12 protein-coding genes, 1 tRNA gene and 1 riboswitch are annotated in these 15,815 nt (G+C 28.1%); of the genes, 3 read left to right on the top strand and 10 right to left on the bottom strand.

What is annotated here, in order from left to right; genetic code table 11:
* Positions 1–45: 45 nt before the first annotated feature.
* Positions 46–615 (top strand): hypothetical protein, encoded by a 570-nt coding sequence (locus tag HF850_RS12485; protein ID WP_243159491.1) that lies wholly within the window; start codon positions 46–48, stop codon positions 613–615.
* A gap of 54 nt (positions 616–669) precedes the next feature.
* Here HF850_RS12485 and HF850_RS12480 read toward each other — a convergent pair.
* Positions 670–744: transfer RNA gene (locus tag HF850_RS12480), tRNA-Arg, on the bottom strand.
* A 168-nt stretch (positions 745–912) separates the two neighbouring features.
* Entirely contained in the window at positions 913–3,330 is a 2,418-nt protein-coding gene (locus HF850_RS12475) for an HAD-IC family P-type ATPase (RefSeq protein WP_169105775.1), read from the bottom strand.
* Positions 3,331–3,675: 345 nt separating this feature from the next.
* On the opposite strand from HF850_RS12475, the gene HF850_RS12470 reads away from it, so the two are divergent.
* Both HF850_RS12470 and HF850_RS12465 read left to right on the top strand, forming a co-directional pair.
* Positions 3,676–4,395 (top strand): lysophospholipid acyltransferase family protein, encoded by a 720-nt coding sequence (locus HF850_RS12470; RefSeq protein WP_169105774.1) that lies wholly within the window; start codon positions 3,676–3,678, stop codon positions 4,393–4,395.
* 365 nt (positions 4,396–4,760) lie between these two features.
* Positions 4,761–6,335, top strand: a complete 1,575-nt coding sequence (locus HF850_RS12465; RefSeq protein WP_169105773.1) for a DEAD/DEAH box helicase — start codon at positions 4,761–4,763, stop codon at positions 6,333–6,335.
* Positions 6,336–6,416: 81 nt separating this feature from the next.
* On the opposite strand, the gene HF850_RS12460 is transcribed toward HF850_RS12465, so the two are convergent.
* The 8 genes from HF850_RS12460 to HF850_RS12425 all read right to left on the bottom strand — a co-directional run bounded on the left by HF850_RS12460 (position 6,417) and on the right by HF850_RS12425 (position 15,469).
* Positions 6,417–7,067 carry an Hsp20/alpha crystallin family protein gene (locus tag HF850_RS12460; RefSeq protein WP_169105772.1) on the bottom strand — a complete coding sequence of 217 codons (651 nt, stop codon included), beginning with the start codon at positions 7,065–7,067 and terminating at the stop codon, positions 6,417–6,419.
* Between the two features lie 175 nt (positions 7,068–7,242).
* Positions 7,243–7,866, bottom strand: a complete 624-nt coding sequence (locus HF850_RS12455; RefSeq protein ID WP_169105771.1) for an HD domain-containing protein — start codon at positions 7,864–7,866, stop codon at positions 7,243–7,245.
* A 118-nt stretch (positions 7,867–7,984) separates the two neighbouring features.
* Complete coding sequence (locus tag HF850_RS12450; RefSeq protein WP_169105770.1) at positions 7,985–9,385, bottom strand: alanine/glycine:cation symporter family protein; 1,401 nt, start codon at positions 9,383–9,385, stop codon at positions 7,985–7,987.
* Between the two features lie 585 nt (positions 9,386–9,970).
* Positions 9,971–10,912 carry a phosphotransferase gene (locus tag HF850_RS12445; RefSeq protein ID WP_169105769.1) on the bottom strand — a complete coding sequence of 314 codons (942 nt, stop codon included), beginning with the start codon at positions 10,910–10,912 and terminating at the stop codon, positions 9,971–9,973.
* Between the two features lie 232 nt (positions 10,913–11,144).
* Entirely contained in the window at positions 11,145–11,303 is a 159-nt protein-coding gene (locus tag HF850_RS12440) for a DUF1540 domain-containing protein (RefSeq protein WP_169105768.1), read from the bottom strand.
* A gap of 53 nt (positions 11,304–11,356) precedes the next feature.
* On the bottom strand, positions 11,357–13,006 hold the full coding sequence (locus HF850_RS12435; RefSeq protein WP_169105767.1) for a SulP family inorganic anion transporter: 1,650 nt from the start codon (positions 13,004–13,006) through the stop codon (positions 11,357–11,359).
* A gap of 410 nt (positions 13,007–13,416) precedes the next feature.
* Complete coding sequence (gene dapA / locus HF850_RS12430; RefSeq protein ID WP_169105766.1) at positions 13,417–14,289, bottom strand: 4-hydroxy-tetrahydrodipicolinate synthase; 873 nt, start codon at positions 14,287–14,289, stop codon at positions 13,417–13,419.
* Positions 14,290–14,419: 130 nt separating this feature from the next.
* A riboswitch (Lysine riboswitch) is annotated at positions 14,420–14,587 on the bottom strand.
* Positions 14,588–14,704: 117 nt separating this feature from the next.
* Positions 14,705–15,469 carry a TSUP family transporter gene (locus tag HF850_RS12425; protein ID WP_169105765.1) on the bottom strand — a complete coding sequence of 255 codons (765 nt, stop codon included), beginning with the start codon at positions 15,467–15,469 and terminating at the stop codon, positions 14,705–14,707.
* Positions 15,470–15,815 lie beyond the last annotated feature (346 nt).

The following is a 15,815-nucleotide window of genomic DNA, read 5'->3' as shown; positions in this document are numbered from 1 at the left end:
ATGCATTACATGGTTTTTCTAACAAAAATAAAGGAGGTATATGTTTTGCAGCAAAATGCAATTGGTATATTTAAAATATATATAGATAGTTTCAAAGCTAATGCGTATACTGTACACCCTTTCAGAATGATTGGACTTATTGATGTTGATATCATATTTAATGATTCTATAGAAAGAGTAACGCTCCCATATTTCAGATCCTCTGGTACTAACAGTGGAAAAATAGAAGGTCTCTGGTACCCTATTGCAGGCATTAAACTTAAGGATGGAAAATTCAAAGAATTCACACCTTATATTAATTATGTATTATCCAATACAACAAGACATAGAAAAGCAAATGTAGGTTGGTTAGCAAAATCTTTATTTTTCAATACCAATCCACTAGATTCATCAAAAATAAGGGGTTTTTCTAATGGAAGACATTATAAAAGTTTATATTGGGTAGGACAAACTCTAAGAACACTATATGAAGATGGAAAATTTGAAACCATGGATTCATTAACTCCTGAAAAATTAAATAAATTTGTAACATCAAAAAATGTATATTCAAATAATAAACATACTCAAAGAGAAAATTTTGAAAAATTTATTGAGGATATATTCAATGATGTTTAATATAAAAAAGAAAATGGCCTAACTATAAAGTCAAACCATTTTCTTTATTTATCTTGGTACTCCCAGCGGGAATCGAACCCACATCTATCCCTTAGGAGGGGATTGTTCTATCCATTAAACTATAGAAGCAAGTTATTTATTTTTCCTTACATTAATAAATTTTAGTATACTTATTTGATATTGTCAAATTTATCAATTATTTTTACAAGATAATTTTCTTTATATTTTTAATGAATATATGCATAATATAACCCAAAAAATCCATCCTGATTTTTTCTTATCAGAATGGATTCATATCTAGTTTGTTTTTACTTTAAACTTTTTATTTATTCTAACTCTAAATATATCTACAAATTTTGTTATTATCGGTCCTGATAATATTATAATTGCTAACGCTTCTACCCAATGTCTAAAACTTAATTTAGTAAAGCTAAATATATATCTTCCTATTGGTGTAATAAATGCAAGAACAATTATTCCAAACATAGATAAACACAATATTGTTTTAAATGTAGTCAGAGGTTTTGCTACTCTAAATAAGATTACCACATTTATTCCTGCAAATAATAATACTGATAATGTTCTACTATAATCCATTCCATTTCCTAAACCTAACGCTATAAGAAACGTAACAGTAGTAAATGCTGCAAGTATTATTCCATTCGGTATACTAACCGTTAATACTCTAGGTAAAAATCCCTTTTTTACTCCACCTGTACTTGGCAGCATAGCTAAAAAGAATCCCGGTATTCCTATAGCACAGCTTCCAACTAGTGATAATTGAATTGGTAATATTAGATAAGGCAATAAAAGTACTGAACATGCAAATGCTAATATTATTGAATATACTGTTTTAGATAAAAATAATTCTGAAACTCTCTCCAAATTATTTATTTGTTTTCTTCCTTCTTCAACTATCTTTGGAAGTGCAGTAAAATCTGATTTCATTAATACTAGCTGTGCAACAGCTCTAGTTGCATCTGAACCATTTGCCATTGCAATTCCACAATCCGATGCTTTAAGCGCAAGTACATCATTAACTCCATCACCAGTCATAGCTACTGTATGACCTAATTCCTGAAGTGCTACAACAATTCTCTTCTTTTGATGTGGAGTTACCCTTCCAAAAACAGTAGTATTCTTTACTATTTCCTTAAATTTTTCATTATCTTCAGGTAATTCTCTTGCATCAATATATTCATGCCAACCTTGAACTCCAGATCTTCTTGCCACTTCTGAAACAGTTACAGGACTATCTCCAGAAATAATTTTTACTTCTACATTTTGTTTATTAAAATATTCTAAAACCTTTGGAGCTGCTTCTCTTATTATATCTTCTATTAATATTAAAGCTATGCTTTCTACTTTTCCATTTATTTTTTCTCCTGAAAATCCTCCATCCACCTTAGCTAATAATAGTACTCTTCTACCCTTTTTAGCTTCATCTTCTACAGAACTTCGAATTAAATTATATTGTTTGTCTAATATTACTTCAGGTGCTCCAAGTACCCAGCTTCCTAATTCTTCAAATGTTGCCCCTGACCATTTTCTTTTTGATGAGAATGGTATTTTATTTACACATTTAATATTTTTATCATAAGAATAGTATTTATCTAAAATAGCCTTTTGTGTAGGGTTATTACTTGGTAGATTATTTACTAGTAAAGCTAAAACTTTACCAACCTCTTCATCAGACTTAACTCCAAAATTTTTAATTTCAGCAAGCTTTAAATCTCCTTGTGTTAATGTTCCTGTCTTATCTAAACATAAAACGTCAACTCTTGCTAAGACTTCAGTAGCACATAATTCTTGAACTAAAGTATCGAACTTAGATAGTTTTACAATTGAAACAATAAATGTAGCACTAGTCAAAAGTACAAGTCCTTCTGGTATCATTCCAATTATTCCAGATACAGTCCCTATTGCTGCAGTCCTCCATGTAGCACCTGGTACTTTAAGCTGAGTTAATGTAAGTAAAATTGTAAGTGGTATTACAATCCAAATAAGTACTTTAAATATTTTATTAATTGCTGATTGTAATTCCGAATTTGTTATTTTAAATTGTTTTGCTTCTTCTGCAAGACTTGATGAATATGTCTCTTTTCCTACTCTCTTTACAACAGCATATCCCTGCCCTGCTACAACAAAGCTTCCTGAATACAACTTACTATCCTTATGTTTTTCAACAGCATCTGCTTCTCCAGTTAACATTGATTCATCAACTTCCAAACCATCTGAATACATAACTTCTGAATCAGCTAATATCTGAAGTCCTGTTTCAAGATACAAAACATCATCCAGTACTATTTCTTCTATTGGTATTTTCTTAATTTCACCATCTCGTACTACTTTTGCATACGCCATACTTATTACTGATAATTGTTCTAAAGTTTTTTTGGCCTTAAGCTCCTGGCCTATTCCAATGAGAGCATTTACCACTATTACTCCTACAAATATTGCATTTTTAGGAGATCCTGCTAATATTATAATTGTTGCCAATATAATATTTATCGCATTGAAACTTGTAAATAAATTAGCTCTACATATCTGCCAAAATGTTCTTGATGGTGCTTTAGGAATATAATTCACTTTACCTTGCTTAATTCTTTCCTGTACTTGCTCAGACGATAATCCTAATATTCCTAAGCTTTTATCGTTACAGTCCAATTCCGATTTAATTAATCCTTGGTCTCTTGCTAAATTATTTAAATCCATTCAACTTCCCCTATTCTTTTATTTTTTACATATAAAGAATATCTACTATTATTTATAATACTACATAGTATAATTATTTATTATGTTACACTTTTTATTATACATTTATTATTACCTAATTGCATAGAATAAAATCCCACTTTCAAAGTATTTATACTATTAATTATAATTCCAAAATTTTACTGTGGTATTAAATATATATTAATTATTCTTAAAAATTTATAAGTATTTCCTTAAACATAATACATAAACCATTATTATTAAATTTTATCAAGACTTTCAAAAAAAATTTATTTATATTATACTAATTAATGAAATATAATTATGAATTAAGGATGTGTGACTATGAGAAGTTTAATATTTTATCCTGGAATAATAATAAAACTTATATTTTGTAATTTCTATAGAATTAAAATAAATAGATTAACAAAAAAAGGCGATATAAAAGCTAGAGATGCTTATATTCATAAAGTAACTACAAGATGGGCAAAAAGTGTTATGAAGTTAGCTGGTGCCAGAATAACTGTAGTTGGACAAGAAAATATTCCAAAAGATAAAACTGCATTATTTGTATCAAATCATCAAAGTAATTTTGATATTCCTTTATTAATGAGTTCAATTGATGTTCCAAAAGGTTTCATTGCAAAAAAGGAATTGGAAAAATGGCCAATGATAAGTACATGGATGAAATATATAAATTGTATTTTTATGGACAGAAGTAATCTAAGAAAATCTGCTGAAGCTATAGTACAAGGAACTAAATTATTAAAAAATGGTTATTCAATGGTTATCTTCCCTGAAGGTACTAGAAGTAAGGGTGGTCCAATTCAAGATTTTAAAGCTGGAAGTTTCAAGCTTGCAACAAAATCTGGATGTCTTATAGTTCCAGTGACTATAAATGGTACTTATAAATTATTAGAAGCAAATAATAATAAAATCAAAGGTGCAGATGTAGAATTAGTAATTCATCCACCAATTGACCCTACACAATTGAAAAAAGAAGAATTAGATAACTTAAATGAAAAAGTTTGTGACATAGTCCGTAGTTCTTATAAGAAAGCTTAAAACAAGCACTTCGAAAATCGAAGTGCTTGCTTTTTTATAGTTTATTTTATATTTTAACAACTCCCTGTAAATATGGGTTTAATCGCCTAATTACAAAAATTGTATATTGACGTATAATAAAAATATCTTCTAGAATTAAAAAATACTGTTTTCAATCATCAATCTTTACGTAACTTTATTATTAAATTATTGTTATAATTAAATTTATTCCTTAAATTAATGATTACTTATTTTGACATGAATATATTATTTCTGTTATACTTATTTTATTTGCTTATAGATAAAATTTAAGAAAAATAAAATTTTTATAAGTTTATTTAAGATAAAACAAATCAATATTTACAATAAAGAAACGAGGATATTTAATGAGTGATAATCAATTTGCTACATTAGGTCTTAAAGAGAGTGTTGTTCGCGCAATATCAGACCTAGGTTTTACAAAACCATCTCAAATTCAGGAACAAAGTATTCCTGTTACATTAAGCGGAGCTGATCTTATAGGTCAGGCACAAACTGGTACCGGAAAAACTGCCGCTTATAGTTTACCTATACTTACTAAGATGAGCAATAAAAAAGGAATTAAGGCGCTTATCTTAGCACCAACTAGAGAACTTGCAGTTCAAGTTAAAGAAGAAATGACAAGACTTTCAAAATATGAAAAATTAGATATTTTAGCTGTTTACGGCGGTGATTCAATAGATAGACAAATAAGATCATTAAAGAAAGGTGTAGACATAGTTGTTGGTACACCTGGAAGAATGCTTGATCTTATAAAAAGAAAATGCCTTCACTTAGAAAACATAGAATTCTTAGTTTTAGATGAAGCTGACGAAATGCTTAACATGGGATTCATTGATGATATAGAATCAATTCTTAGCCATACACCAGCTGAAAGACAAACTTTATTATTCTCTGCAACTATGCCAGAACCAATCGCAAAACTTGCAAAAAGATATATGAAGCCAGATGCTGAACTTGTTAGCGTTAAAAAAAGTTCATTAACTGTATCAAAAATCGAACAAAGCTACTTTATGATTAACAACAAACATAGATTAGAAGCTCTTTGCAGATTATTAGACTTAGATAATCCAAATTCAGCAATTATCTTCTGTAGAACTAAGAGAGGCGTTGATGAATTAGTTCACGAGTTACAAGCTAAAGGCTATATGGTTGAAGGTATGCACGGTGATATGACTCAAGCTCACAGATTAACTACCTTAAAGAAATTTAAAGAAGGTACATTAAACCTATTAATAGCTACAGACGTTGCAGCAAGAGGTATCGACGTAGACGGAGTTACTCACGTATTCAACTATGATTTACCACAAGATGTTGAATCATATGTACATAGAATAGGTAGAACTGGTAGAGCTAACAGAGAAGGTACAGCTTATTCATTAGTTACTCCAAAGGATTTCTCAATGTTAAAGCAAATTCAAAAAGTAACTAAAGGTTCAATAAACCAAAAGCCAGTTCCAACAGCAGAACAAATAAGAAATAAGAAATTCAGCAACATGATTTCTGAAGTAGATGAAACTATAAATGCTGGAGATCTTACTAAATTTATGTCAAGTGCTATCCAATTAGCTGAATCTCACGATCCTATTTCAGTAATTGCAGCATTATTAAAAATCAAATATGATAATGAAAGCGTATTTGACTACAGTTCAAATAAATTAGAAGCACCTAAAAAAGAAGATACACGTTTATTCTTCTCTGTAGGTAAAAGAGATGGATTAACTCCTAAAGTATTAATTAACTATATTAAAGATAGAGCTAGAGTTAATGCTTCTACAATAGGTCAAATTGATCTTATGGAAAACTTCTCTTTCGTATCAGTTGATGAATCTGTAGCTAAGAAAATTTTAGATAAATGCCCTGGTGGAAAAATTAACAAGAAAAAAGTTAATGTCGAAGTTGCTAATAGACGTAAAAAGTAAATTTATTGAGCCATAGTTAATATATGCTTAATTAACTTCTGGCTCTAATGCAAAAGGAAGATTTCAGGAGTATACACTCCATTAATATTCTTCCTTTTCTTTTTTTACTTCTATTATTTCAGTCTTATTTGGCTCAACTGAATAATTTTCTATATCTATTATTCTTTCTCCACTATCTATCATATATTTTTTAGGCATATTCAATGTATAAATACCATTATCTATTTTTTTATATACTCTTGAAATATCAATATCTTCTATATTATCAAATGTTTTTGAATAATCCTTTTTAATAATTTTCTGATCTACATATCCCAAAAAGCTTACAGGCTTATCGAGTTCTGATTTCTTTAATCTTATATTAATTATTCCTGGATCATATCTTATGCTAAGTTCTCTAAGATCAATCCCTGTTAGGTCAATTTTTAATAAATACATATCTTGAAATTCTTGAAATTCAATAAATCTACATTCTTCATTTTCTATTAATTCTTCATTTATATCATTCAATGCTTTATTATATTCAGAATATATTTTTTCAAAATCAACTCCCCCTATAAAATCAGATATTAGATTCCTAAACTCATCAGAAAATTGAGCTTTATTCATAAAATCAAATTGATTTTGCCCTATACCGCTAGTAAAGCTTATAAAACTTGAAAAATTCACACCACTATTAGGGTTTGTATAATTAAATATCTGATTGAAATTAAATGGAAATAGATTAAACATAATTTCCTCCTAAAAATAGCTTTGTTCTTTATATAATATTTTTTTAAATAAAAAGTGTTAATTATTATAGAATAGTTCTTATTCAACAAAACTATTTTTATAAAAAGTATATAATCAATATAGTTAAACACCTGACATAAATTTTATTATTTATGTCAGGTGCTTTGTGATATCCTTATGCATTATATACAGCCTTTTCAAATTTCCTTATATCTTTCATTGTCTGTTCTCTTTCGCTTTTAGATCTTGTTCCTCTTCCAAGTCTATCAGCCATTGCAACTAATACAATTTCATTTTTATCTACATCATTAAGCATTTCACCTATGTTCTTAAAATTACTATCTTTAGCTACAAATAAACTCTGCATATGCCATCTTATAAGTCCTGTAACCTCTTCAATAAATTCTTCATCTTCATGAAAATATTCTAAGAACTTTCGTGCCATGCCTTTTCCTACTATATCATGATTATATGAAGTTAATCGTCCTTTTCTAATTCTTGTAGTTGGTTTCTTTCCTATATCATGCAGTAATAGTGTCCACATAAAAGCACGCTTATTTTTACTTTTATCCCTATTCTGTGCACCTTCATCTACTACCATCATAGTATGGTTAAAAACATTTCCTTCTGGGTGATATTTAAGATTCTGCTCAACAGTAACCAAGTCTCCTATAACTGAAAAAGGATAATTTCTAAATACTCCTGATTTTAATAATTCTCTTAAATATAAAGATGGCTTCTTATCATTTAACAGATGATTTTCTATGTCTATGAAGATCCTCTTATTATTTCCACTCATAAGTATTACCTCACTTAATATATTTCATATAATTATTATACCAAATATTAATATTCCTAAACAAAATAGACTGTTGAAGAGGGTTCAACAGTCTATTTTATCTATATATTAATTTATATTACCATTCGGTAACATTTTCTAACTCTGGTATGGATTCAGCTTTAAATACAGGGTCCTTTATTCCAGCTTTTTTCTGTTTCGTATAATCCTCTAAAGCTTTAAATGCAAATTTACTAAGCATTGTTATTGCAATTAAATTAATTATAGCCATAATAGCCATAAATACATCTGCTAAGTTCCATACAACTTCTAAACTTGCCACAGACCCAAAAAGAACCATTAATGCTACTCCAATTCTGTAAATAGTTAAATATGATTTTTTATCAGTTAAAAATTCAATATTTGATTCCCCATAATAATAATTCCCAACTATTGAACTGAAAGCAAAAAGTAATATACAGATTGCTATGAATGTACTTCCAAAGCTTCCTATATGAGAACTTAATGCATTTTGTGTAAGTTGTATTCCTGTAAGTCCTTGTGTTAAATCAACATCTGAAAGTAATATTATAAATGCAGTACAACTACAGATTATAAGAGTATCATTAAATACTGCAAGAGTTTGTATTAACCCTTGTTTAACTGGATGTGAAACTGTTGCTGCTGCCGCTGCATTTGGAGCACTTCCCATACCTGCTTCATTAGAAAATAATCCTCTCTTTATACCTATAAGCATTACTCCACCTAAGCTTCCACCTACAACTTGTTTTATTCCAAATGCATTTTCAAAAATCAATGCTATTATTCTTGGAATTTCATTGTAATTTTTTACCATTACAAATAATGCTACTAATATATATGCTACTGCCATAACTGGTACTAAAACTCCAGATACTTTAGCAACTCTTTGAACGCCCCCTACAATAATTATTGCTGTTATTATCATTAATACTATACCTACTGCTAATCTGCTAACCCCAAATGCCTCATTTATTGCAATAGATATTGTATTTGATTGAACTGAATTAAATATAAGTCCAAAACTTAAAGTAATAAGAATTGAAAATGTTACTCCAAGCCATCTTTTCTTTAAGCCTTTTTCTATATAATACGCAGGTCCACCTTTATATGCCCCAGTATCATCTTTCTCTTTATAAATCTGCGCTAATGTAGACTCAACAAAACTTGAAGCAGCACCAATTAATGCGATACACCACATCCAAAATATTGCTCCAGGTCCCCCAAGCGAAATTGCTATTGCTATTCCTGCTAAATTTCCTGTTCCAACTCTAGATGCAGTACTTATACAGAAAGCTTGAAATGAAGATACGTGGCCTTCTTCTTTTTCACCACTTCCTCCACCATCTCCTAATAATCTAAACATTTCTTTTATGTAACGAAATTGAACAAAGTTACATTTAAATGTGAAATAGACTCCTAATAGTATTAGAATCGCAATTAAAATATATGTATATAAGAAATTACTAATGGATTCTATTACACTTGCAAAGTTAATCATATATTATTTCCCCTTGTTTTTTTATATTTTATCCACTATAAATACTTTTAATTATGAAAATATTTATTCATGTAGTGTAAAACTTATATACTATAATATAATTATAATAATCACATTGCAACTTTGAAAATTTTTTATTCATATTCTTGTATTCTTGACTAATTGTTTTATATTTGTCCATAACTTATTAATTTTCATTAAATCTATATATATCAATACTTAATACATAATGTAATATAAGAATACAACGTTATTTACATTTATTGTTTTTGCAATTTAAAAACAATCCACTTTCATTATTAATACTTTTTTTGGTTCATATTGAAATATTTATAGTAAATCCTCGCATTTTTTTATGATGATTAATGTTCTTAATTCAAAAAACTAATTTTTTCACTAAATATGGTTATATAACTTAAAAAAATTAAGTTTTTATCTTTTAAACAATACATTATTATTTTTTTCAATTAGTACAGCAATACTACATTATTATAAATAGGAAATTTTATATAATAAAAAGGCATTCAAAATAATAAATGCCTTTTTGAATACCCTTTACTAATTGGATTATATAATTATATTTTATTAATATAGTTTATCAATACTACATTTTATAATTTCTTTTATCTGGTTATATTTATTAGGCATTTCTTCATCTCTACTTATAAGCTGAATCAAGCTAAGCAAATCTATAATTTTGCATATATCATACCAGTTATCTATAAGTTTATAATCAGAAACTTTTCTATACTTATTTTCAAAAGCATTAATTAACTCATTATTGAAATACTCTTCATATCTGAAGAATTGACCTATGTCTATTAAAGGAGAACCAGCCCTACAAAACTCCCAGTCAATAATTGCAACCACTGATTTATTATTTAGTATTATATTAGTTCCTTGAAAATCTCCATGTATAAGCCTAGAATCATAATCTAATAATGACAATTCACTATTATATTTAGCTATAATATGTTTTATTTTATTTATATTTTCAGGTCCTAATCGTAATCTTACATTTTCATTTATATATTTATCATACAACTTAATTATTGGTTCTAATTCATTCTCAATATATAAATTTTCATTTAGATTACCCACTTTTCTAAACTTCATTGTATGAATTCTTCCTAATATTTCTGCAACTGATTCAACTATTTCTTTAGTTATTTTATTACCTTCATTCACATATTGACTTATAGTCTTTCCCTCAATATATTTATAAATAATATATTTCTTATTATTAATTAATCCCGATTTATATATCTCCTGGACTGGAACATATTCTTTAATCCTACTAAATAAATTTATATCTTTTCTATAACTTTTGTTATCTTCATAAAAAATTTTAAGTAAATACTTGCTATTATTCTTACTGCTTACCATATAGTTAGTAGTCCTACAGCCCTCATTTAACAAAACTATATGTGATATATCATCAGAATTAATTACACCATTAAATAAACCAGCTATACTATCATGACTTATTTCCACTAATGGTAAAGTTCTTTCCCATCCATTTTCCATAGAATTTTCCTCCTACTAGTAAGCTTTTTTCTTAATCCATAAATTATTCTTATATTATATATTAAATATCAGCAACTTATCTATACCAACTCACTATACTATTTTTATTCCATGAAAAATCTAATTACTACTTTTAATATTAGGGATATTTAAAATGTTGCTCTTATTAATAAATAATAAACAAAAAATACTTCAATGATTTTTAACCATTGAAGTATTTCTTATTTTTATATTATTTTAATTCAAAAGATTCGCAATCTGTACATTCAGGCATATCTGGGTGAGATTCATGTGTCCCTACCTTTATTGCATCTAATGTACAATATTCCTTAGCTTGTGCATGATATTTACAACTTTCTACAGAACATTTAATACTAGAATTAATATCCATAATTAATCCCTCCTATTTTCTATTCTATAATAGTATGTACTTAAACCATATTTCTATGCTAACTTTCTTAGATAATCATATGCATCTTCGATTGCTTCTGTTTTAGTTTCAAATATATTATTTTCTCCAACCTTAATTGAGAATCCCATCTTATCTAAGGCTCTCATTGGTTGTTCCTGTACATGAGTTAAATACAGCTTTATATTTAACTTATTACATTGTCTAAGAAGTTTTGTAAGCGCATCTACTGCTGATGCATCTACAGCATGAGTATGTCTCATATCAAGTATTACAACTTCTGTAGTTGATTTTAATTCTTTCATCTTACTTATGAAATCTTGAACAACTCCAAAGAACATTGGCCCATTAACTTGATATACATTTATTTTACCATCTGCTTTTTCTAAAATTTTAGTTACTTCATCATCAAATACTTCTTCATCAACTAAGTCTCTTATTGCAGTAGTATCTGATACTCTTTTCATAAATAAAGCCATTGTAGCAACCATACCAAATCCTATAGCAACAACTAAATCAAATATAACAGTACATCCAAAAGTAATTAAAAGAACTATTAAATCACTCTTAGGTGCCTTTAATAATGCTTTAAATACTCTCCATTCACTCATGTTATATGCAACAACTATTAATATTGCAGCTAATGCAGTCATTGGAATCATTTTAGCTAATGGCATTAAAGCAAGCATTGTAATTAATAGTGTTATTGCATGTACCATTCCAGCAATAGGACTTCTACCTCCTGATTTAACATTAGAAGCTGTTCTTGCTATAGCACCTGTTGCTGGAATTCCACCAAATAACCCTGATGCTATATTAGCTAATCCTTGAGCTACAAGTTCCATATTTGAATCATGAGTATCTCCTATCATTTCATCTGCAACAACTGCTGATAAAAGAGATTCTAAAGCTCCTAAAACAGCAATTGTAACTGCTGGAATAAATAATTTATTTATAATTTCTATGCTGAATACTGGCATAACAGGAGTTGGTACAGAAGAGGATATTTGGCTGAATCTACTTCCAATTGTATCTACAGGTAGATTTAAAAACTTTACTAATAATGTTGCTACTATTAAAGCAATCATTGATCCAGGTATTGTTTTATTTATTTTAGGCCATAAAACAATTATAGCAATACATAAAACTCCTATTGCTAATGACCATAAATTTATTGTATTCATATGAGTAAAATAACTTTCCCATTTTGCAATAAACTCTGAAGGTACATCTGAAATCTGAAGACCTAAAATATCTTTGATTTGAGTAGACACTAATGTTACTGCTATACCTGCTGTAAAACCAACTGTTATAGTCTTAGGTACAAACCTAATTAAACTACCAAACCTTAATAATCCCATAACAACAAGCATAACTCCTGCCATAATAACTGATGTAATTAGTCCGCTTAATCCATATTGATGAATTATAGAATATATAATAGTAACAAAAGCAGCTGTTGGCCCACCAATTTGAACCTTACTGCCTCCTAAAAAAGATATTACAAACCCCGCAAATATTGCTGTTATAAGACCTTTTTCTGGTGATACACCTGAAGCTATTGCAAGTGCTATTGATAATGGTAATGCAATAACAGCTACAATTATTCCAGATATAATATCTTTCATGACTTGTTGTTTTGTAATTTCCTTGTTCTTAATCATTGAAAAGAACTTAGGCATCATTATTTATCACTTCCTTATTTAATTGTGTCATTTTTTATAATACTCTTAAATATTATTACAGTCAAAGTAGTTTTTTATTTACATATAATAAAAATATATTATTCAATAAAAATCTCATCTTAGTAAACGATTTTTATACTAAATTATGAATAATTAAGAATAATTTTATTATAATGTAATTTATTTTATTTCTAATAGTATTACAGTATTTGTCAAATATTAAGTACACAAATCACAAAATTAGCCATATATAATCTTATGCTACAAATTTAAAAATGAAAGAGCAGAAAAAAATCCTATGAATTTTTTCTGCTCTTTTTACCTATTCTAATGCTTCATTTTTATTATATTGCTTTTCTTATTGCTAAAAATGCTATTTCCATTCCCCATATCTAAATACATTAATAAATTTATTTAAAAATATCTAACTTATTTAATTCATCTTTTAAGCTATCAGTTATATCTACTAATGGTAATCTCACTTCATTAGAATCAATCAATCCAAGTCTATTTAAACAATACTTTATTGGAGTTGGATTTGGTTCCTTAAATAATAGTGGAATCATATTATATAAATTTCTCCATTTTTCTAAAGCTTCTTGATGATTATTCTCTCTTATTAGATTATATACTTCAATAAATTCTCGGGTCTTTAAACTTGCTGATCCCATAATTCCTCCATCTCCACCGAGCAAAAGAGTCGTATAAAAAAATGCATCCTCTCCAGTTAGTATAGAAAAATCTTTAGGCCTATTTATTAATAAGTCTGTAGTCTGCTTTATATCCCCACAGCAGTCTTTAATTCCAACTATATTCTCTAATTCAGCCAGTCTATATATTGTATTATTTTCTGCATTTACTCCTGTTCTATATGGTATATTGTATATTATTATATCTAAATTAGTTTCTTCAGATATCCCTTTAAAATGTTGATAAATTCCCTCTTGGCTTGGTCTTGAATAATAAGGTACTACAGATAGTATGCCATCTATATTATATTTTTCAATACTCTTTACCTTTTTAATAACCTCATTTGTATTATTTCCGCCTAATCCAACATATACATTAACTCTTCCATCATTAATTTCTATAGTCTTTTCTATAATTTCCTGACTTTCATCTTGAGAAATGGTAGGCATCTCTCCTGTTGTAGCTAGTGGTATTATTCCAGATACACCTTGATTAATTAGATGATTAACTAATCTTTCATAGGACTTAAAATCTACTTTTCCATCTTTAAATGGTGTTATCAAGGGAATTATTACTCCTGCAACCTTTTTCATTAATATGCACTCCTTCTAATTTAAATTAATTAAATAAGAAAACCCGTTGGTACAAACCAACGGGTAGAGTTAATCACATAAAGCATAGATAAAATTAATTTTATATTTACAATAAAATCTTTAATCATAAAATCCTTGTAGCTCTCCACTAAAGTGACAGTCATACATATATTTTATGCATGCCCAGAAAAGAATCTTAGCATAATTCTAATCTTCGGCTATTAATACCTTTCACCACTCATCATTGCTTGCCAGCTCCTAGTGACTACTATTTAAAAATAGCACCTCTACCATAGGTTTTCATATTAATTTAAGTAAATTATACTACTGAAAAATTTATTTGTAAATATTTATTTGTAAAACAAAAAATATGTAAGTAATATAACTAGCTATTTAGTCTAATAAATATAATTTATTATATAAAGCTTATAATTACTTTAATAAAAAGCATAATTACAACTAATGCTATAATATGCTTTATTGCTTTAGCTCCATTTTTTATAGCAATATGAGCACCTAAGTAATTACCAGCAATTGCACAGACAGCTGCTGGTATTCCGATAATAAACCACACCTTTCCATTTATAATATATGCAATTAATGCTGACAAATTTGATGCTAAATTTACTAATTTAGCATTACCAGAAGCAGTTACAATATTTAATTTCAATATAGATGTAAATGCAATTACTAAAAATGTTCCTGTTCCAGGTCCAAAAAAACCATCATACGCTCCAATTAGTAAGCCAATTAATAGTGAATATACATTTGATTTTTTATTATTTATATTCTCCTCTTTTTCATTAACTCCAAATTTTCTGTTAAAAAGCATAAAACCAGCTACTATAGGTAAAATAATCATTAAGCAATATCTTAAATATTTTTCATCTAGTATTAATACTAGCTGTGTTCCAAACCAAGAACCTATAAGTGCTCCTACGGCAGATATAATACCTAATTTCATTTTCATATTACCACTTTTAAAAAACTTACCACATGCAACTGAAGTTCCAATACAATTAGCAAATTTATTGGTACCATATGCAACGTGTATAGGTACTCCTGCAAGGATGTATGCCGGTAATGATATTAGACCTCCTCCACCAGCTGCTGCATCAACAAATCCAGCACAAAAAACTAATGGACACACTATAAACAGCATAATTCCATAAGAATACATAAAAATCCCCCTAATATTAAATCAATAGCTTTATTGTAATTGTATAGAATATATTTGTCAAAGTTTCTTTTAATTTAATATTAAGTAATTATATAGTAGGTTAATATGCCAATATTAATTTACTATATAAATTTCATGTTAATTATGCCCACAGCAGTTATCAATCACTATACTGTAACCGTAGCTGTAGTATATTTAATTTTTCTTAAGATAACTTTCAAATTATTTATGAACGCTAAAAAGGATAGTTATTTCTAACTATCCTATACTTACCTGGCAACGTCCTACTCTTCCACACGGTCTCCCATGCAGTACCATCGGCGCTATAGACCTTAACTGTCCTGTT

It is taken from the genome of Clostridium sp. SM-530-WT-3G (assembly GCF_012843905.1).
GTDB lineage: Bacteria > Bacillota > Clostridia > Clostridiales > Clostridiaceae > Clostridium.
The sequence above is the reverse complement of the archived record's forward strand: the minus strand, read 5'-3'. Positions and strand labels throughout refer to the sequence as shown.